The sequence below is a fragment of the Sphingomonas sp. SP6 genome, from assembly GCF_058313435.1.
Genome location: NZ_JBZFLG010000001.1, coordinates 434,836 through 453,526, shown reverse-complemented (window position 1 = coordinate 453,526; position 18,691 = coordinate 434,836). Strand labels below are relative to the sequence as shown.

At 71.0% G+C, this 18,691-nt stretch carries 20 protein-coding genes and 1 tRNA gene; 4 read left to right on the top strand and 17 right to left on the bottom strand.

The window, feature by feature from the left end; all coding sequences use genetic code 11:
• Positions 1-47 precede the first annotated feature (47 nt).
• Positions 48-986 (top strand): NAD(P)-dependent oxidoreductase, encoded by a 939-nt coding sequence (locus tag AC4GYY_RS02160; RefSeq protein WP_491118385.1) that lies wholly within the window; start codon positions 48-50, stop codon positions 984-986.
• On the opposite strand, the gene AC4GYY_RS02155 is transcribed toward AC4GYY_RS02160, so the two are convergent.
• On the bottom strand, positions 980-1,918 hold the full coding sequence (locus tag AC4GYY_RS02155) for a M48 family metallopeptidase (protein WP_491118383.1): 939 nt from the start codon (positions 1,916-1,918) through the stop codon (positions 980-982). The two genes, AC4GYY_RS02160 and AC4GYY_RS02155, sit on opposite strands and share 7 nt — an antisense overlap.
• Positions 1,915-2,475 carry a TetR/AcrR family transcriptional regulator gene (locus AC4GYY_RS02150; RefSeq protein WP_491118381.1) on the bottom strand — a complete coding sequence of 187 codons (561 nt, stop codon included), beginning with the start codon at positions 2,473-2,475 and terminating at the stop codon, positions 1,915-1,917. Before AC4GYY_RS02150 ends, AC4GYY_RS02155 begins: the two co-directional genes overlap by 4 nt.
• Positions 2,476-2,557: 82 nt before the next feature.
• Here AC4GYY_RS02150 and AC4GYY_RS02145 point away from each other — a divergent pair, with 82 nt between their 5' ends.
• Entirely contained in the window at positions 2,558-3,991 is a 1,434-nt protein-coding gene (locus tag AC4GYY_RS02145; RefSeq protein WP_491118379.1) for an 8'-apo-carotenoid 13,14-cleaving dioxygenase, read from the top strand.
• On the opposite strand, the gene AC4GYY_RS02140 is transcribed toward AC4GYY_RS02145, so the two are convergent.
• The 14 genes from AC4GYY_RS02140 to AC4GYY_RS02075 all read right to left on the bottom strand — a co-directional run bounded on the left by AC4GYY_RS02140 (position 3,988) and on the right by AC4GYY_RS02075 (position 16,396).
• Positions 3,988-5,040, bottom strand: coding sequence for a Leu/Phe/Val dehydrogenase (locus AC4GYY_RS02140; protein ID WP_491118377.1), 1,053 nt, complete (start codon positions 5,038-5,040; stop codon positions 3,988-3,990). The two genes, AC4GYY_RS02145 and AC4GYY_RS02140, sit on opposite strands and share 4 nt — an antisense overlap.
• 93 nt (positions 5,041-5,133) lie before the next feature.
• A tRNA-His gene (locus AC4GYY_RS02135) sits at positions 5,134-5,210 on the bottom strand.
• A gap of 46 nt (positions 5,211-5,256) precedes the next feature.
• Positions 5,257-5,970: a type II secretion system protein N gene (gene gspN, locus AC4GYY_RS02130; RefSeq protein ID WP_491118375.1), complete on the bottom strand. Its 714-nt coding sequence runs from the start codon at positions 5,968-5,970 to the stop codon at positions 5,257-5,259.
• Positions 5,967-6,443: a type II secretion system protein M gene (locus tag AC4GYY_RS02125; RefSeq protein ID WP_491118373.1), complete on the bottom strand. Its 477-nt coding sequence runs from the start codon at positions 6,441-6,443 to the stop codon at positions 5,967-5,969. The genes gspN and AC4GYY_RS02125 overlap by 4 nt, the downstream gene beginning before the upstream one ends.
• Positions 6,440-7,525, bottom strand: coding sequence for a type II secretion system protein GspL (gene gspL, locus AC4GYY_RS02120; protein WP_491118371.1), 1,086 nt, complete (start codon positions 7,523-7,525; stop codon positions 6,440-6,442). Before gspL ends, AC4GYY_RS02125 begins: the two co-directional genes overlap by 4 nt.
• On the bottom strand, positions 7,522-8,475 hold the full coding sequence (gspK, locus tag AC4GYY_RS02115; protein WP_491118369.1) for a type II secretion system minor pseudopilin GspK: 954 nt from the start codon (positions 8,473-8,475) through the stop codon (positions 7,522-7,524). The genes gspL and gspK overlap by 4 nt, the downstream gene beginning before the upstream one ends.
• Positions 8,465-9,070 (bottom strand): type II secretion system minor pseudopilin GspJ, encoded by a 606-nt coding sequence (gene gspJ, locus AC4GYY_RS02110; RefSeq protein ID WP_491118367.1) that lies wholly within the window; start codon positions 9,068-9,070, stop codon positions 8,465-8,467. The genes gspK and gspJ overlap by 11 nt, the downstream gene beginning before the upstream one ends.
• A complete protein-coding gene (gene gspI / locus AC4GYY_RS02105; RefSeq protein ID WP_491118365.1) occupies positions 9,067-9,540 on the bottom strand; it encodes a type II secretion system minor pseudopilin GspI in 474 nt (157 codons plus the stop codon). Before gspI ends, gspJ begins: the two co-directional genes overlap by 4 nt.
• Positions 9,530-9,973: a GspH/FimT family pseudopilin gene (locus tag AC4GYY_RS02100; protein ID WP_491118363.1), complete on the bottom strand. Its 444-nt coding sequence runs from the start codon at positions 9,971-9,973 to the stop codon at positions 9,530-9,532. Before AC4GYY_RS02100 ends, gspI begins: the two co-directional genes overlap by 11 nt.
• A 124-nt stretch (positions 9,974-10,097) precedes the next feature.
• Positions 10,098-10,529: a type II secretion system major pseudopilin GspG gene (gene gspG / locus AC4GYY_RS02095; protein WP_491118361.1), complete on the bottom strand. Its 432-nt coding sequence runs from the start codon at positions 10,527-10,529 to the stop codon at positions 10,098-10,100.
• A gap of 6 nt (positions 10,530-10,535) precedes the next feature.
• A complete protein-coding gene (gene gspF / locus AC4GYY_RS02090) occupies positions 10,536-11,759 on the bottom strand; it encodes a type II secretion system inner membrane protein GspF (protein WP_491118359.1) in 1,224 nt (407 codons plus the stop codon).
• Complete coding sequence (locus AC4GYY_RS02085; protein ID WP_491118357.1) at positions 11,752-13,287, bottom strand: GspE/PulE family protein; 1,536 nt, start codon at positions 13,285-13,287, stop codon at positions 11,752-11,754. The genes gspF and AC4GYY_RS02085 overlap by 8 nt, the downstream gene beginning before the upstream one ends.
• A gap of 80 nt (positions 13,288-13,367) precedes the next feature.
• Positions 13,368-15,575 carry a type II secretion system secretin GspD gene (gene gspD / locus AC4GYY_RS02080; RefSeq protein ID WP_491118355.1) on the bottom strand — a complete coding sequence of 736 codons (2,208 nt, stop codon included), beginning with the start codon at positions 15,573-15,575 and terminating at the stop codon, positions 13,368-13,370.
• Positions 15,572-16,396, bottom strand: coding sequence for a type II secretion system protein N (locus AC4GYY_RS02075; RefSeq protein WP_491118353.1), 825 nt, complete (start codon positions 16,394-16,396; stop codon positions 15,572-15,574). The genes gspD and AC4GYY_RS02075 overlap by 4 nt, the downstream gene beginning before the upstream one ends.
• A gap of 122 nt (positions 16,397-16,518) precedes the next feature.
• On the opposite strand from AC4GYY_RS02075, the gene AC4GYY_RS02070 reads away from it, so the two are divergent.
• Complete coding sequence (locus AC4GYY_RS02070; RefSeq protein WP_491118351.1) at positions 16,519-17,178, top strand: prolyl hydroxylase family protein; 660 nt, start codon at positions 16,519-16,521, stop codon at positions 17,176-17,178.
• A gap of 55 nt (positions 17,179-17,233) precedes the next feature.
• Positions 17,234-18,382, top strand: coding sequence for an SET domain-containing protein (locus AC4GYY_RS02065; RefSeq protein ID WP_491118349.1), 1,149 nt, complete (start codon positions 17,234-17,236; stop codon positions 18,380-18,382).
• A gap of 19 nt (positions 18,383-18,401) precedes the next feature.
• On the opposite strand, the gene AC4GYY_RS02060 is transcribed toward AC4GYY_RS02065, so the two are convergent.
• Positions 18,402-18,668 (bottom strand): DUF2312 domain-containing protein, encoded by a 267-nt coding sequence (locus AC4GYY_RS02060; RefSeq protein ID WP_491118347.1) that lies wholly within the window; start codon positions 18,666-18,668, stop codon positions 18,402-18,404.
• Positions 18,669-18,691 lie beyond the last annotated feature (23 nt).

Here is an 18,691-nt window from a genome sequence, read left to right as displayed (position 1 = left end):
CACAAGGCTGGGGTGACGAGGGAAGTCTGCCTGCTTAAACCACCCCAATGAAAGCCGTCCTCCCGCCCCTCGCCCGCCCCTTACTTGAGCCGCATCTGCCGCCGGACCTGGACGTGACGTGGTTCGCCTCTCCCGCCGACGCCAAGGCGGCCATCGCCGACGCCGAGATCGCCTGGGTCGACATGAACGAGACTGCCGACGTCCGCGCCACCGTCGCCGCGAGCGGGCGTAACCTCAAATGGCTGTCGACGATCTACGCCGGGCTCGACGCCTTCCCCCTCGACCACCTCCGCGCAAATCATGTCACCGTTACCAACGGGGCCGGGATCAACGCTTATGCCGTCGCCGAATATGCGGTGATGGGCGTGCTCGCCGCCGCCAAGCGCTTCGACGAGGTCGTGCGCGCGCACGACCGGCGCGAGTGGCTCAAGCGGCCCCCGGGGCGAACCGAGCTGTTCGAGACCGCGGCGCTGGTGATCGGCTATGGCGCGATCGGGCGGCTGATCGGCGAGCGGCTGGCGGCGTTCGGGGTCACGGTCACCGGGGTCACGCGGTCGGGCAAGGACGGCACGATCACCCCCGACGGCTGGCGCGCCCGGCTCGGCGAGTTCGACTGGGTGATCCTCGCCGCCCCGTCGACCGGCGAGACCAAGGCGATGATCGGCGCGGCGGAGCTGTCCGCCATGAAGCCGAGCGCCTGGATCGTGAACATCGCACGGGGCGACATGATCGACGACGACGCGCTGGTCGCCGCGCTTATGGCCGGGACGATCGGCGGCGCCTTCCTCGATCCGACCCATCCGGAGCCGCTGCCGCCCGAGCATCCGCTCTGGAGCGCGCCCAACACGATGATCACGATGCACCTGTCCGGGCAGAGCCAGACCAAGATGTTCCCGCGGGCGGCGGCGCTCTTTCTGCGGAACCTGGCGGCGTACCGCGCCGGCGAGCCGATGGCGAACGTAGCCGATCTGGCGGCGGGTTACTGAAGCGGCCGGTCCCGCGTCGTCAGCAGCGGCGGCGCATAGGGGACCGCGGCGCCGGCCGGGATCGCGGCCAGTTCCGCCGCCATCGCCTTGGCCCGGCTCCGCCCGCCCGCATGCGTCCGGCTGCGGAACGGTCCGCCGTCGATCTTCGGCGCCTCCTCCGCCCAGAACCGGATCGCGACCTGAGGATCATAGCCGGCGTTCCTCAGGAGATGGATCGAGAGCAGGTCCGCCTCGTCCTCGGTCCGGCGGATGAGTCGCTGGTTGCGGCCGACCTCGCTCAGCACCCCGCGGTCGACGTGGGCGGCGTCGAGCCGAACGCGATGACGGAGGATGTCATGGGCGAGCTCGTGCGCGACGATCGCCGCGACCTGATCGTCGGAGAACAACGCGAAGAAGCGCACGCCGATCCGCACCACCTGCCCGTCGGCGTCGGCGGTCAGGGCGGGGCCGAGGACCAGCTCGAACCGGGAGGCGCAGCCCGGCGAGGGCGCGATCGTCATCGTCCGCGATCGACCGTCGCGCAGCAGCGTCAGCACCAGCGGCTCGCCGGCGGCTTGCGCCTCGATCATCGACTCGGCGGCGTCGCGGTGCGCGCTCGAGGCGGTCGGCGACTCGCGGGCCGGCAGCGTCACCCCGGCGACCGCAATCAGCGCGTCGTCGGCGCGAACCCCCGCGCGCTCGGCCGCGCTGCCGGGCACGACCGTCTCGATCCCGATCGGGGCGACGAAGCCGAACGTCGCCCGTGCGGCGGCGCGGTAGGCGGGATCATATTGATCGACCGCGTGGAGCACGAGGCCGGGCGCGGGCGCCACCTTCGGGCAGATCGGCGCGTTGGCCGTTGCCAGCCGGTGCGCGATCGTCGCGAGTCGCGCATCGACGCCCCGCAAGCCCGCGAAGTCGAATGCCGCAGCGAGCAGGGAGGCGAGCATCATGCCGCCCAGCCGAGCGTCCGCGGATCGATCACCGCGTCGATCAGCGCATCGTCGACGGGGACGTGACCGTCGAGCATCAGCACGGCGAGCCCGTGCGCGAGCGACCATGCCTGGAGCGCGGCGACCTGCGCATCGACACCGGGCGGGGCGTAGCGTTCGGCGTTGGCGCGAAGCATCGACTTCGCCTCGTCATCCTCCGGAACGACGACGCCGCCGGACGCATCCGCGGGATGGGCGAAGACCAGGCGGAACAGCGCCGGGTTCCTCAGCGCGAATCGGACGTACGCCGCGCCCGTCGCGCCGAATCCGGCCGCGCCGCCGCCGACCGCCTCGGATGCGGCGCGCTGGTCCGCCGCGAGGGTGCGGAACGCCTCGCCCGCCAGCGCCTTGAGCAGGGCGTCCTTGTCGGGGAAGTGGCGGTACACCGCGGTCGCGCTGACCCCGACCGCGCGGGCCAGCGCACGCAGCGACAGGTCGCCCTCCTCGCGCAGCGCCGTCATCCCCGCCTCGATCAGCGCGGCGCGGAGATCGCCATGATGGTATTTGCTGTCTGCCACCGATCGGCCCTAACGCGACCGAGCGATGTTGACAACGTAAACACGTCGGTTATGTTGACGCCATCAACATGGGAGTCGAGCAATGGCCGATGTCGAAACGCTGATCCGTGCCGTCGTGGGGCGCGGGGTCGAACTGGTGTCGGACTTCAACCGCAAGCGCCTGCCCCAGCCCGAGCAGCCGCATCCGTTCCTGACCGGCATCCATCAGCCGATGACCGGCGAGATGACTCTGGTCGACCTGCCCGTGACCGGAGCGATCCCGCGCGAGCTGGACGGCCGCTACCTGCGGATCGGGCCGAACCCGATCGCGGCCAATCCGGCCGCGCATCACTGGTTCACCGGCGACGGCATGGTCCACGGCGTCGCGCTGAAGGACGGCAAGGCGCTCTGGTATCGAAACCGCTGGATCCGATCGAAGTCGGTCGCCGGCGCGCTCGGCGAGACCCCCGCACCGGGGCCCCGCCACGGCGGGCTCGACACCGTCAACACCAACGTCGTCGACATCGCCGGGCGGACCTGGGCGCTGGTGGAGGCGGGCAGCTACCCGGTCGAACTCGACGAGACGCTCGGCGAGCAGACGTACAACCCCTTCGACGGGACGCTCGAGGGATCGTTCACCGCGCATCCGCACCGCGACCCGTCGACCGGCGAGCACCATGCGATCTGCTACGAAGCGAGCGATCCCGGCACCGTCCGCCACGTCGTCGTCGATGCCGAGGCGCGGGTGATCCGCGAGGAGCCGATCCGTGTCCAGCACGGCCCGTCGATCCACGACTGCGCGATCACTGAGCGTTATGCGGTGATCCTCGACCTGCCCGTCACCTTTTCGATGAAGGCGGTGATCGGCGGACATCCGTTCCCGTACACCTGGAACGCCAGGCACCAGGCGCGGGTCGGGCTGCTGCCGCGAGGCGGGGTCGATGCCGACGTGATCTGGTGCGCGGTCGAGCCGAACTACGTCTTCCACGTCGGCAACGCCTTCGACGCCGATGACGGGCCGGTCTTGATGGACGTCTGCGCCTACGCCTCGATGTTCGACGACGGCCTCCAGGGCCCGAACGGGCGCGCGCTGGGCCTCGAGCGCTGGACGATCGATCCCGTCGCGCGGACGGTCGCGCGCCGGACGATCGACGCCGCACCGCAGGAGTTTCCCCGTCCGGACGAGCGGCGCTTCGCCCAAGCGTACCGCTACCTCTACACGATGGCGCTGCCCGAGACCGAGCAGGACGCCTTCATCGGCGCGACCCGTCTCTACAAGCACGACCTGGAGACGGGAGCCCGCGAGGCGCACGAGTTCGGCGTCGGACGCTATCCCGGCGAGTTCGTGTTCGTCCCGGCACACGAGGCAGCGGGCGAGGACGAGGGCTGGCTCGTCGGACTGGTCGTCGACCTGCCGCACGAGACCACCGATCTGGTCATCCTCGACGCCCGGAGGTTCGCGGAGGCGCCGGTCGCGAGCGTCCGCATCCCCCACCGCGTGCCGCCGGGATTCCACGGCAACTGGATCGGGCGTTAGGCCCGGCCGATGAGCCCGCGGGCGATCGTGTCGGCGACCTCGCTCGCGGGGGCGCCGGTGCGCTCGCTCTCGGCCCAGACCTGCTCGAGCCGGCTGGGGATGCGCCCGATCCGCGCGCGGACCTCCGCCTCGTCGCCCGCGCCCAGATATTCGAGCCCGACATTGATGATCCCGCCCGCGTTGATGACGTAATCGGGCGCATAGAGGATCCCCGCCTCGTGGAGCCGCCGCCCGTCTTCGCGCTCGGCGAGCTGGTTGTTCGCGCCGCCGGCGATCACCTTCGTCCGCAGCGCCGAGATTGACGCCGGCGTCAGCACCGCGCCCAGGGCGTTGGGACTGACGATGTCCGCCTGTGTCGCCAAGATCGTCTCGGCCGGGACGGCGACGCCGCCCAGCTCCGACGCGAGGGCCTCGGCGCGCGCCGCGTCGACGTCGGCGAGCGTCAGCCGCGCGCCGTCCTTCGCCAGCAGCCGCGCGAGCCCGCCGCCGACCGAGCCGACGCCCTGGATGGCGACGTGGACACCCTTCATATCGGTCGCCCCCAGCGCACGCTGCGCCGCAGCCTTTACGCCGAGATAGATCCCGAGCGCGGTGTACGGCCCCGGGTCGCCTCCGGCGGCTCCGCTCGCGACCGGCAGCCCGGAGACGTATTTCGTCTCCTCCGCGATCGTCTTCATCCGTGCCTCGGACATGCCGACGTCCTCCGCGGTGACGTAACGGCCGCCGAGCGACTCGACTGCGCGGCCGAACGCGCGCAGCTGCGCTTCGGTGATCGTCGCGCCCGCTTCCGGCGCGAGCACCACGCCCTTGCCGCCGCCCAGCTCAAGCCCGGCCATCGCGTTCTTGAAGCTCATCCCGCGCGACAGACGCAGCGCATCGGTCACGGCGCGCTGGCTGTCGGCATAGCGCCAGAAGCGGACGCCGCCCGCCGCCGGCCCCAACGTCGTCGAGTGGACCGCGATCACCGCACGCAGGCCGCTCGCGGGATCGGCGAACAGATGAACGCCCTCGTGCGCGTCGAAATCGGGAAGGTCCCAGACGGCCGCCATCGCCGCTCTCCTGCTAGTCAGATTATAACGAGCGCGCGCAATAATCTTCTAGGTCGCGCAACGCCAGCGGAAAGCGTGGAAAAACGGAAGGGATGGGGCGACCGACGGGACTTGAACCCGCAACTTCCGGCATCACAAGCCGGCGCTCTAACCAATTGAACTACGGTCGCCGTGAAGGACGCGCCCGTAGCGAGCAGGAGCGCCGCACGTCAAGCGTCAGAACCGTCCCTCGATCGCCAGCCGCCAGCCGGTCGCGTCCTGGATGAACCCCGCCGCCTGCAACTTCGCCGCGTTCGCCGGATCGCCCGGCGGCAGCGTCAACTCGGCACGGTAGCGCCCGTCCTGCCAGAGTCTGACATTCGCGCCCTCGCCCGGCGCACCGGTCATCGGCAGGAGCAGCGCCTCGCCGTCGCACCGCACCGGACCCGCCATCGCCGAGGGCGTCGGCAGCGCCGAGCCGGTCAGCGTCGCCCGAACTCGCCCTTCCGCCCGGTCGCACGCGCGGTCGACGAAGCGGACGGAGACGTCGGTCAGGTCGAGCGCCGAGATCGGCAGCGGCGCGAGCGCGCGCCCGACCGGGATCGAGGCGTTGGCGCCGTCGAGCCCCGCCGAATGCCGCGACAGCGTCACCGCGCCGGTGAGGCTTGGAGCGCCGGGCGCGGCGCGGCTGGTGAGCCCGATGCGCGCCCGGCCGAGCAGCAGCGGCAGCGGGGCGACGCCCGCCGACATATCCCCCAGCGCGACGTCGCCGAACCGCGCCTCCAGGATCGACCCTTCCCAGAACGTCCCGCCGACCGAACGCGCGGTCAGCCCCTGCTCGGCGAGCCCCGCCCAGCCGAGGACGAGGCGGAGCGGGAGGAAGACGATCAGCGCGACGACCAGCATCGCCAGGAACAGCGCCGTCCGTCCGGTCCGCAATCGCACCCTCATCGACCGCGCCTTCCGAGCGTCAGCTGCGCGGCGACGGTCTGATCGGCGTTCGGCGTGATGGCCGAGGATTCGACGAGGATCCCCGCCTGTTCAAGCGTCGCCAGCCAGGCGAACAGCGCCGGCGCGCGCGCGGTCGCGATCGAGACCTTCACCCGGTCCGGCCCGTCGGCGTCGAGCGTCGCGAGCACAAAGCCCGCCTCCTCGGCCTTGACACGCACCGCATCGGGCAGCGGCGCCTCGACCAGGACGATCCCGGCTCGCTGCGCCTGCTTCACCGCGTCGACCGCGACCAGCGTCCGCCCGAGCCGCTCGACGGCGTCGCGGTGGCGCGATCGTGCGTCGGACAGGCCGTCCCGGACCGGGATCACGATCGCCGCCCAGACGAGCGTCACCGCGGCAAGCGCGAGCATGGCAAGGATCATCCGCTGTTCGCGCAGCGAGCGCGCGGCGTACCAGGCCCGCAGCGAGGTCATGGCGCGCGGACCGTCAGCTCGCCCGACAGCCGGTTGCCGCTGGCCTGGAAGGGCGTCGCCTCGACGGCGAAGCCCGCCGCCTGGATCCGATCCCTGACGGCGTTCGCCTGCGCCTCCCCGTCGGCGGCGATGCCGATCCGCAGGCTGCCGTCGGGATCGAAGGTGACCGCGGTCAGTTCGGTCCCGCCGGTATCGCGGACCGCCGCGAACACCGTCGCCAGCGTCCGGCTGAACCCCTGCCCCGGCCCGCGCAGCCGCGCCAGCCGCTCGCCGAGCAGCCGGTCGGGATCACCCTCCCCGCTCCCGCGGGGCAGGCCGGTCCGCGCGATCGCGTCCGCGCGCGACGCGGCGGCGCTGGCGCCCAAGTCATATTTGGCGATCTTGACCAGATCGATCAGCAGCGTGACCGCGAGCACCGCGCCGCCGAGCACCGCGAGCCGCCGCACCAGCGCCCAGTCGACGCCGCGACGTCGCCGGCGCGCGAAGGCCCCTTGCCGGAGGTCCAGCGAGGGCGCGACCGCCGCCGCGACGATCGCCTCCTCCAGCGCGGAGCGGTCCAGCGTCTCCGGCGTCGCACCGCCGGTGACGAGCGCGGTCAGCCGCACCTCGTCGGCGAACCCGCTGGTCGCGCCGCGCACCGCCGCGCCGTTGCCGAAGTCGGCGCGAACGAATCCCTCGCCCGGGCGCGGCAACAGCATCGGCGCCGGGACGATCGCAGCGGGATCGACACCGGCCTCGGCCAGCAGCGCCAGCCAGCGCGCCATCGCGGCGTTGGCGACGACCCCGACCGGGCGATCCGGCACATCGGGCTCGCGCCCGACCGCGACGTGAAGCTCGCTCGCGGGCGCCGCGCTGGCCTCCGCCACCAGCAGCCGCGCCGCGGCGACCGCCTGCGCGGGCGAGCGATCGGGCAGTTCGGCCCAATGGAGCGTCACCGCATCGGCAGGAGCGATGGCGGTAACCCGCTCGTCCGGCGCGATCGCGGGCAGCCCCTCCCCGCGCGCCGCCACTCCCGCCTCGCCGACGCGCAGCCAGCGCCACGGCTCGGCCTCGTCGCGGGGCAGGAACAGGAGGGTGGTCATGACGCATCCCCCCATTGCCGGGAAACGAGCTGCGCGGGAAGCTGCGAGGCGTCGACGAGCGCATGTTCCTCCAGCGTCGCGCCCCCCAGCCTTACGTCGATGCGCAGCGCGAACCACGCGCTCGTCACGGCCAGCCCGCCGGGCGCTCCGTCGGTCTCCCCCGCCGGCGAGGTCTGGGCGAGGAACGCCTGGGGACTGTCGTATCCCAACTCCGGGCGGCGGAGGATCGCGGCGCGGATCGCGCTCAAGCCGGCGCCTTGGGGCATCAGCATCGCCACCAGCGGCGCCTGCTCGGGCGAGAGCGTGTTGACGTTGATCGAGACGGCCTTCGCGGCGGGGAGCGCGCAGACCCATGGCCGAAGCGCCGCATAGACCTCCGGCGTCACTCTGGTCACCGCGCGCAACTCGCTCGCATCGGCCATCAGCGTGCCGGCGGTGCGATAGCCCTGGTAATTGGCGTCCTCCGCCCCACCGGGCAGCGGCGACTGGTCGGTGTCGATCCAGTCGGCCGCGGCGGCGGCGATCGCCTGCGGATCGCCGGGGGCACCGACCAGCCGGATCAGCTGCGCGAACTGCGTGAGCGCGGGGGTATAGGCCGTCCAGTCGCTGTCGCCGGTCCGCACCACCAGGCTATTGAGGTTGAAGCAATTTCCGCCGTCGGTGATCCGCGCGGTCGCGAACCCGCCCGGGACGGGCAGCGCATAGGGCCTGTCGTACCAGCCGCCGACCAGCGCCACCCGGTCGGCGCTGCGCGACAGGAGCGAAGTGATCCGGGTGGTCGCCAGCGTCTCGGCGGCGAAGGCGAGCCCGCGCGCCTGATCGAGCGTGGCGGCGTTCCCCGCCAGTCGGGTCGACACCCGCAACCGCTCGAGCGCGGTTGCGGCGAGGACGGCGATGATCGCCACCAGCAAGAGGACGGTCAGCAGCGCCGCGCCGCGTTCACTGCGCACCGGCGGCCTCGGAGCGATAGCCCTCGCCGACGTAGAAGAGCAGGCGGAACCGGACCCCGTCGTCGCGCACGAGGGTGAACTCGACGGCCTGCGGCAACGGCACGTCCGCGCTCCCCTGCCAGGCGTCGGTCCACGTGCCCGCGACCCGATAGCGGAAGCCGATTGTGCGGACGTGATCGACGATCCCGGCGGGGTCGAGCGGGGCTGCGCCGTCGAGCATCGGCCAACCCTGCCGGACGACAGCACCGTTCTCCAGCCGCCACTGCGCCTTCTGGACGCTCGCTCTCGCCGCGCCGTCGAAATTGGCCCAGCCGCCGCGCACCAGCGTCATCGCCTGCGGCTCGCCGACGAAGGCCGGGCGCAACGTCCCTCGCTCGTCGCGCGCTGGCCGGTCCTGCGCCTGCGCGAGATCGGCCGCGAGCGCGGCGTTCAGACGGGCGATCGCGGAGACCTGATCGAGCTTGGCGTCGGTCGCCCCCTGCGCGCGGACGCTGAACGAGAGGATCGCCACGCCCGCCGCGGCGATCATCCCGAAGATCATCAGCGCGATCATCACTTCGATCAGCGTGAAGCCGCGTTCGGTCGAATGGGTCATGTTGGTGACGGCGTGGGCGCCGGCGTCGGTGCCGGGCGTGGCGGCGGGCGGACCATCGTCAGCTTGCCGAGGACACGCCCGTCCTGAGCGGCCACCGCGACATCGATCCGGAGCACCTGCCCGTCACCGATCGCGCGCACCTCCCGCGTCCAGCGCCAGCTCCGGCCGCCATTCTCCTCGACGCCCTCGACACGACCTGCGGCGGGCGGGCGCGCGTCGGTCATCGCCTCGACCGCGACGTTGCGCGCGACGACCTGCGCCAGCGTCGCCGAGTCGACGAAGCCGACCCCGCGCAGCGTCGCGCCCTCCAGCCGCACCAGCGCCAGCGCGGCGAGCGCGAAGACGGCGAGCGCGACCATGATCTCGATGAGGGTGAAGCCCGTCCGTTCGTGCCGAACGAAGTCGAGGCACCGTGGCGACGCGGACCTGTCCCTCGACGTCGCTCGGGACGAACGGACGCTATTCGACATGCGCGCGCCCATCCGCCTCGACGGTTGCAGTCGCGCTCGCCCGGTCGCGGGTCAGCGTCACCGTCAGCGGGCGATCGGCGAGTCCGGTCGGATCGAACACGATCCGCTGGCGGAGGCCGCCGATTGCGGCGCGTGTGCCGTCGCGCCAGCGCTCGAGGCGGAACGGCTTGTCGGAAAGCGGCGTCCAGACGCCGCCGGTGCGCCGGTCGAAGCCGTAGCCGCCCGCGGTGACCCACAGGCTGACCGGCGCACCTTCCACGACGGCAACGTCGCGCACGGCCTTGGCGCGGGTGGCGAACTTCGCCGCCTCGTCGAACACGCGGCCCTTGGGATCGGGCATCGCCAGCACCGCGGCTGCCGACGCGAGCGCGATGACGGTGATGACGACCATCAGCTCGACCAAGGTGAAGCCGTGTTCGGCGGAACGCCTCACAAAGGGGGTGAAGCCGTGTTCGGCGGAACGCCTCACAAAGGGGGTGAAGCCGTGTTCGGCGGAACGCCTCACAAAGGGGGTGAAGCCGTGTTCGGCGGAACGCCTCACCAGGGGCGTGAAGCCCTTACTGCCAGGAGCCGATGTCGGCATCGACCCCCTCGCCCCCGTCCTTGCCGTCGCGGCCGAGCGTCCAGATGTCCGCCTCGCCGTGGCGGCCCGGCGCGGCGTAGAGGTAGGGCCGGTTCCACGGATCGTCGGGCAGTTTCTTGATGTAGCCGCCACGCTGATATTGGGCGGCGTTGACGCCCGGCGGCGCGCTGACCAGCGCGTTCAGCCCCTGCGTGGTCGTCGGGTAGGTGCCGAACTGAAGCTTGTACATCTCCAGCCCGCTTTCGATCGTGGCGATATCGGCCTTCGCCTTCTGAATGCGCGCGGTGTCGCCGCTCGGCAGGACGTTGAGCGCGACGATCGTGGCGAGCAGGCCGATGATGACGATCACCACCATCAGCTCCACGAGCGTGAAGCCGTTCCGGCGCTTCTTCTGTACCTTACGCATAGAACCTCATTGCCCCGCCAGCGTGTTGAGCTGGAGGATGGGAAGCAGGATCGATAGCACGATCGTCGCCACGACGCCGCCCATGACGACGATGATCGCGGGTTCGAGCAGCGACAGCGCGGTCGCCGTGAATCGGTCGAACTCGCGCTCCAGGTAATCGGCGGCGCGTTCGAGCATCTCGTCGAGCCGCCCCGCCGTCTCGCCGCTCGCGGTCAGATACGTCAGCAGCGGCGGGAACACGCCCGCGCGGCGCATCGCGGCGGAAAGCGATCCGCCGCCGCGCACCGCATCGACGATCTCGTCGGAGGCGAGGCGGAGGCGGCGGTTGTGGATCGTACCCGCCGTCAGGCTCAGCCCTTCGAGCAAGGGCAGTCGGCTCGCGACCATCGTCGACAGCGTGCGCGCCATCCGGGCGGCGTGGAGATCGCGGAGCAAACGGCCGAGCAAGGGTACGCGGAGCAGCCACGAGTCGAACGACAGGCGGATCGGCGGCTGGCGCAGCGCAGCCCAGAAGCCGACGCCGATGAGCGCGACGCCCAGGATCAGCGCCCACCAATAGCCGACGAGGAAGGCCGACACCCCCATCACCAGCCGCGTCAGGAACGGCAGCTGCTGCCCGACCGTGTCGAACTGCTCGACGACCTGCGGCACGACGAAGGTCATCAGCGCCAGCACCACGCCTAACGCGACGACCGCAAGGATCGTGGGGTAAGCGAGCGCCGTCAGCAGCTTGCCGCGGATTTCCGCCTGACGTTCGAGGAGGACGGACAGCCGATCGAGGATCGTCGGCAGCGAGCCGGAGCTCTCGCCCGCCGCCACCATCGCGCGGAACAGCGGCGGGAAACTCTTCGGCTCGCGCGCCATCGCGTCGGCGAGACGGCGGCCCTCGACCACGCCCGCGTGGACCGCCGCAACGATCTCGCGGACGCTTTCCTGCTCGGTCTGGCGGGTGATGGTGCGAAGCGACTCCTCGAGCGGCGAGACGCTGTTGAGGGTGGCGAGCTGGCGGGTGAAGAGCGTCAGCTGCTTGCCCGACATCTTCGCGCGGCCGAGCTGGAGCGAGAACAGCGGTCTGGCGCGCTGCTCCGGCGCGGACCCCGCCTCGATCCGGACGACGTAGAGGCGACGACGGTCGAGCGCGCTGCGAGCGGCTTCGAGCGAGGCGGCGGCGACGTGCCCGCGCGTTTCCTGCCCGCGGGTGTCGATGGCGAGATAGTCGAAGTCAGGCATCGCTCGCTTCGAGCGGGACGATCTCGGCGGTATCCGCCCGCGACACCCGCACCGCCTCCTCGGCGGTGGTCACCCCCTGATCGACCAGCCGCCGCGCCGCCTGCGCGAGCCGATCGCCGCGCTGGAAGGCATAGTCGGCGATGGCGTCCTCGTCCGCGCCCTCGTTGATCATCCGGCGGACGCGGTCATCGACGCGGATCGCCTCGAACACGCCGACGCGGCCCTTGAAGCCGGTGCGCGAACACTCCTCGCAGCCCACCGCCTCGTACACCGTCGCGTCGGGCGACACGCCGAGCAACGTCGCCACCGTCCCCTCGGCGCGGACCGGGCGGCGGCAGGTCGGGCACAGCCGCCGGACCAGCCGCTGGGCGATCACCGCGCGCAGCGTCGAGGCGAGCAGGAACGGCTCGACCTTCATGTCGCGCATCCGGGTGATCGCGCCCGCGGCGTCGTTGGTGTGGACGGTCGAGAGAACGAGATGGCCGGTGAGCGACGCCTGGACCGCGATCTCGGCGGTCTCGCGGTCGCGGATCTCGCCCACCATCACGACATCGGGGTCCTGCCGCAGGATCGCACGCAAGCCGGCGGCGAAGGTCAACCCAACCTTGGGATTGACCTGCGTCTGCCCAATGCCGTCCACCGCATATTCCACCGGGTCCTCCACCGTGAGGACGTTACGGGTGCCGTCGTTCAAAAGACGCAGCGCGGCGTAGAGCGAGGTCGTCTTGCCGCTGCCGGTCGGGCCGGTGACGAGGACGATGCCGTTGGGCTCGGCGATCGCGCCCCTCAGCAGCGCGAACATCGCCGGGTCCATCCCCAGCGCGTCGAGGTCGATCCCGGCATTCTCCTTGTCGAGGATACGGAGCACCACCCGCTCGCCCGCGCGGCTCGGCAGGGTCGAGACGCGGACGTCGAGCAATTTGCCGCCGAGCGTCAGCCCCATCCGCCCGTCCTGCGGCACCCGCCGCTCGGCGATGTCGAGCCGCGCCATCACCTTGATGCGGCTGACCACGACCTGAGCGACATGCGGCGGCATCCTGAGCGTCTCGCGCAGCACGCCGTCGATCCGCATCCGCACGACGAGCCCGGTCTCATAGGGCTCGACGTGGATGTCGGAGACCCCGTTCCGCGCCGCGTCGGCGATGACGCCGTTGATGAGGCGGATGGCGGGCGCGTCGTCGGCGGTGTCGAGCAGGTCCTCGGCGGTGGGGATGCCGTCGGCGAGCAGGTCGAGCTCGCCCATCCCGACCGCGGCGAGCGCATTGGCCTGCCCGTCCATCGCATAGGCGTCGCCGAGCAGGCGGTCGAACGCGGGCGCGGCGACGACCTCGACGTCGAACGGGCGGCCGACGACACGCCGGACCTCGAGCAGCGCCTTGGGGTCCGCGCCCTCGCGGAGCGCGACGCGGAGTTCCGGGCCGCCTATGTCGAGGACGACGCCGAACCTGCGGGCGAAGGCGTAGGGGAGTGGCGCGGGGAGCGCCGCCGTCAGAACCCCCTCGTCATTCCCGCGCAGAGGCGGATCCATGCTGGCTGGCGTCTCGACTCCATGCGACGTCAGTGCCTCTCGAGCCCCGCCCTCGCGGGGATGACGGATGGGAAGCGGCGTCACCGCTTCTTGACCCTGACCGTCGACTGGGAGTTCCGCACGACCGGCACGTTCACCCTCGGGTCCTCGATGTTGCCCGGCACCGGCGCCGACGGGATCGGGGCGGCGGCGCCCAGATAATCGCGGACCAGCTCGTCGATCGACGGCTCGCGGGTCGGGTCCTGCAAACCCTGCTGAAGGCGGAGATAGCCGTAGCGCTGCTCGGTCACGCGCCTACTGTCCTCGGGCGTACGCAGGATCGTCGGGCGAATGAACACCATCAGGTTGGTCTTCGCGCGTGTCTTTGCCTTGGAGCGGAACAGCTGGCCGAGCGCGGGGATGTCGCCCAGCAGCGGGATTTTCTCGATCGTCCGCCGCTCGTTGTCGTCGAGCAGGCCGCCGATCACCGCGATCTGGCCGTCGTCGACGGTCAGCGTCGTCTCGACCTCGCGCTTGTTGAGGATCAGATCCGAATTGTCGTTCGACACCGGCCCCGCGATGGAGCTGACCTGCTGGTGGAGGAACAGCTTGATCGCGCCGCTCGAATTGACCTGCGGGCGCACCTCCAGCTCGATCCCGACATTCTCGCGCTGGACCGTCCGGAACGCATTGTCGAAATTCTGGCTGAGTGCCTGGCCCGTCGTGATCGGGATTTCCTGACCGACGAGGATGCGCGCGACCTGATTGTCGAGCGTGATGACGTGCGGGGCCTGGAGCAGGTTCGAATTGGTGTCGCTCTTCACCGCGTTGATGATGCCGCCGAAGATCGTCGACCCGCTCTGCCCGCCCGCGCCGAAGATGCCGCCGCCTGCACCCAGGATCGAGTTCGCGGCCTGCTGCGCGAGGCTGTCCGACAGCGTCGAATTGGTGCTGGTGGTGACGGTGGAGCCGTTGATCGTCGTCGTCGTCGCGTTGAGCTGACGCGCGGCGATCGCGCCGGCGATCGTCAGCAGATTGGGCGCGGAGTTGGTGAAGCTGGTCGCGCCGAACGCCCCGCCCGAAAGATCGCCGAGCAGGAACTGGAAGCCGAGCCGGTCGACCGTCGTATCGGAGACCTCGGCGACGATCGCCTCGACGAGCACCTGCGCGCGGCGGGTGTCGAGCTGGCGGACGACTTCCGACAATTGCCGCTGGATGTCGGCGGGGGCGGCGATGATGATCGCGTTCGCCCCGGCGAAGCGCGTGACGACCGCGGCGGTGCGTCCGCCCTGCGTGGTCAGCGCCGCCTGGGTCGGCGCGCCGCCGGGGGCCGCGGCCTGCTGCTGCTGCTGGCCGGCGGTCGACGCCGACACGCTCGGCTGCGGCGTCGATCCGCCGCTCGCGGACGACCCCGAGTTGGGGAAGCCGGAGGTCGACAGCGTCGACTGCGGCACCTGGTCCGGCGTTTGGCCGACGAGCTGCTGGAGCACGGGGAGCAGCTGCGCCGCGTCGGCGTTCTCGAGGAACACGACCTTGATCTCGGTCCCGCTCTTGGCCTTCTGGTCGAGGTCGAGCGCGATCGCGGCGAGGCGTGAGACGGTCGCGGCGTCGCCGCGGATCGCGATGGCGTTGGCCGAATCGATCGCCACCACGGTCGCGGTCGGACCGCCGCCGGCGCCGCCCTGCCCCGGCTGTCCGCCGCCGCCGCCGATCAGCGCCTGGAGCGCGGTCGCGATCTCCTTGGCGCTGGCGTTCTTCAGACTGATGACGCGCGCCGAGGCGGTGTCGCTGTCGATCCGGCGCAGCACCTCACGTATGCGGCGGATGTTGTCGGCGAAGTCGACCACCACCAGACTGTTGCCGCCGCGATTGGCGGTGACCGAGCCGGTCGCGCTGACCAAAGGCCGCACCGTGTCGACCGCGGAGGCGGCGTCGATCGAGCGGAGCCGCACGATCTCGGTCACCAGGCTGTTGCGGTTCGCGCCCGCAGAGCCGATCCGGCTCGGCGCCTGTGCGGCATTCTCGATCGGCTGGACGCGCAGCACGCCGTTGGTGCTGGGCACCGCCACCAGACCGTTGGCACGCAGCGTCGAGAGGAACACCTCGAAATATTCGGAGCGGCTGAGCGGCCGGTCGGTGACGACCGTCACCTTGCCCTGCACCCGGCTGTCGATAATGAAGGTGCGGCCGGTGACCTTGGCGGCGTCGGCGATAAAGGCGCGGATGTCGGCGTCGCGGACGTTGAGCGTGGTCTGGCCGGCGGCGGGAGCCGATGCGGCGAGCGCCAGCGCGAGGGCCAGGCGCTTCACGGACGCGCTCCCGGCGGGGCGAGCTGGACCGAAAGCGGCAGCGTTTCCTGCCCCCGTTCGACCGTCAGCGGCACCGAACCGCCGCGCGGGAAATCGCGGGCGATCCGCTGGAGGTCGCCCTGGCCCGTGACCGGCCGCCCGGAGAGCGAGATGACGACGTCGCCGTCGCGCAGCCCGGCGGCGCGAAACGCCTCGCCCGAGCCTTGCGGGCGAACGGCAAGCCCGCTGATCCGGCCGCCGTCGATCCGAGGGACGACGCCGATCTGGGTCGCGAACTGCTCGGCCGTGATGCCGCCCGGCCCGGTTGGGGTCGCTGCCGCCGCGCCGAGGATCGGCGCCGACGGCGTGCGGTCCGACTGGGAAACGAACAGGTCCTCGGGGATGCCGCCGCGCGTGATCGTGACATGATCGAAGGCGACCGCGGTCAGCGCGACGCCGGGCGCGATCTCCTCCCCGACCGAGACGCTCTTCTGCACCCCGTCGGCCCCCGCGAGGATCGCGGAGCCGCGCCCGGAGGCCTCGTCCACCCGGACGCCGAACAGCTTGACGTTGAGCGAGGTCACAGCGCGCGGGGCCTGATCGCCGCTGATTCGGAAGAAGGCATCGAAATCGCGCAGCACCGCCGCCGGATCGGCAGGGATCGCGGGCTCGGCCGCGCGCCAGTCGCCGAGCGGAGCGACCGGGGTCGCGATCGTCCACGTCAGCCGCGCGCATTGCACCGCCAGCAACGCCAGAAGCAGGAGTTCGGCGGTCGAATAGACGTTCACGACCGGCAGCCGCCGAAGGATCGCCCGCGTGCGGGCGTCGAGGTTCAATCGCATCCGGTCCTTGCCCGCACTCGTCTAGCGCGCCGTCCTACACCCGGATGCCGCGGCAGAGGAAGCGATTGTGCTGCTCCGTACGCCAACTGGCACGCAGCCGCATTCGGTGGCAGGTTCGCGGCATGACCGACACGCTCGCTCTGCTGGGCTCCGGCCTCGACGCCGCCCCGATCGCCGCACGCCTGTCCGCCCAGCCCGGCGTCCAGCGAGTGCCGAGCCCCAAGCTGACGTTGTTCCTCAAGCGCGGATTCCTGTCGCCCGAACTCTGCGCCGAACTGGTCGAGCAGATCGACGCGCAGCGGCGGCCGTCGACGGTGTCGGACTTCAACGGCGACGCCGGCTACCGGACCAGCGAGACCTGCGACCTCGACCGCGCGCTCCCTGCGGTGCTCGAGGTCGAGCGCCGGATCGCCGACGCCACCGGGCTGTCACCCGAGTTCGGCGAGCCGATCCAAGGGCAGCGCTATGCCGTCGGACAGGAGTTCAAGCAGCACACCGACTATTTCGAACCGAACGGCGTCGACTATCAGCGCTATTGCGGCGTCGCGGGCAATCGTACCTGGACCGCGATGATCTACCTCAACGAGCCGGAGGCCGGCGGGGCGACACGGTTCAAGGCGATCGACAAGATCGTCCAGCCGGAAACGGGCAAGCTCGTCTGCTGGAGCAATCGGCGCGCCGACGGCTCGCTCAATCCCGCGACGCTCCATGCCGGAATGCCGGTGAGGAAGGGCGTGAAATACGTCGTCACCAAGTGGTTCCGGGAGAAGCCATGGGGGTGATTGCCGCCGAGTCGCGCATGATTTACAACACGGTAACCATCACACGGCGGGGGTAATGCCGGTCGAACCCTGGTTCATCGTCGCGGTCGGCGCGAGTTTGCTCGGCTATGTGATCTACCTCGCCGGGCTCAAGGAACGGCTGGTCGAGCCCAACCGCGCGTCCTGGCTGATCTGGGGCAGCGCGACCGGGATCGAGGCGGTGACCTATGCCGCGGTCAACCCCGGCACGCCGCAGGCGATCGTCTTCCTGCTGTCCGCCGCCGCCAGTCTCGTGGTGGCGCTGGCGTTGTGGCGGCGTTCGCGCTGGAGCCGGCCCGATGCGACCGAGGCGCTGTGCATGGCGGCGAGCCTTGCCGCGATCGTGCTGTGGCTCGCCTTTCGCGAGGCGTTCTGGGCGCATATGCTGGTGGTCGCCGCGGTGCCCGTCAGCTTCTGGCCGACATGGCGCAGCGTCGTCGCCGACCGCGCGCGCGAACGCTCGCCGGCCTGGGGGCTGTGGAGCGTCGGCGATCTCGCGACGCTGCTGGTGGCGACGCGCACCGGATCGCAGGACGTCGGCGAATACGCCTATGTCGTGGTCGAGCTGCTGTGCCACGCCAGCGTCTGGTTTCTGATCGGGCTGCCGACGATCAACCCGCTGCGCTCGTTCGGCGTCCGTGACGGGCGACTTCGCGTGCTCGACGCTTATGCCCCCGCCAACCCGTTCGCGGTCGGCGAGACCCACCTTGGGCGGGCGGTGTTCGCGGTGGCGGGATTTGCGGAAGGCGAGGTGATCCTGCGCTTCGCAGGCCCGCGGATCGCCGCTGCGAAGCTGCCGCGCAAGGTGCTGGGCCGGGCTGACCGCTATCTCCAGGTCGCGCGCGACGCCTATCTCGGGCCGTCGGGCGGGGTCGACGACCTCATCAATCACAGTTGCGCGCCCAATGCGGGAGTGCGCTTCCTCACCGACGACGTGTTCCTGATCGCGCTCAGGGGCATCGCGCCGGGCGAGGAGATCGCCTGGGACTATTCGACGACGCTCGCCGACCCGAGCTGGGCGATGGGCTGTGCGTGCGGCGCCGCGGAGTGCCGAGGCACGGTGCGGGCGTTCGCGACGCTGCCCGCGGAGCGGCGCGACTGGTACCTCGCGAGGAACCTGGTCGCGCCATATCTGCGCGAAGGGCTCAGCCTGGCCGAACCGGTCGTGCGTGCAGTGGAGCGTTAGTCTCCGCCGCCGCGCCGCCTCAAAGCATGCCGAGCGCCTGCATATAGGTCTCGAGGATGCTCTCCTCCTCCTGATATTCTTCCTTCTTCTTCTTTCGGATGGCCATGATCTTCTTCATCGCCTTGGGATCGTAGCCCCGGCCCTTGGCTTCGGCGAAGACGTCCTTGATGTCGTCCATCAACCCCTTCTTCTCCTCCTCAAGCCGCTCGGCGCGCTCGATCAGGAGCCGGAGCTCGTCCGCTGCGACGTGCCCGCCGCCCATGCCTTCGCCACGTTCTTCAGCCATCGTCCATCCCCATCGAATGCGCC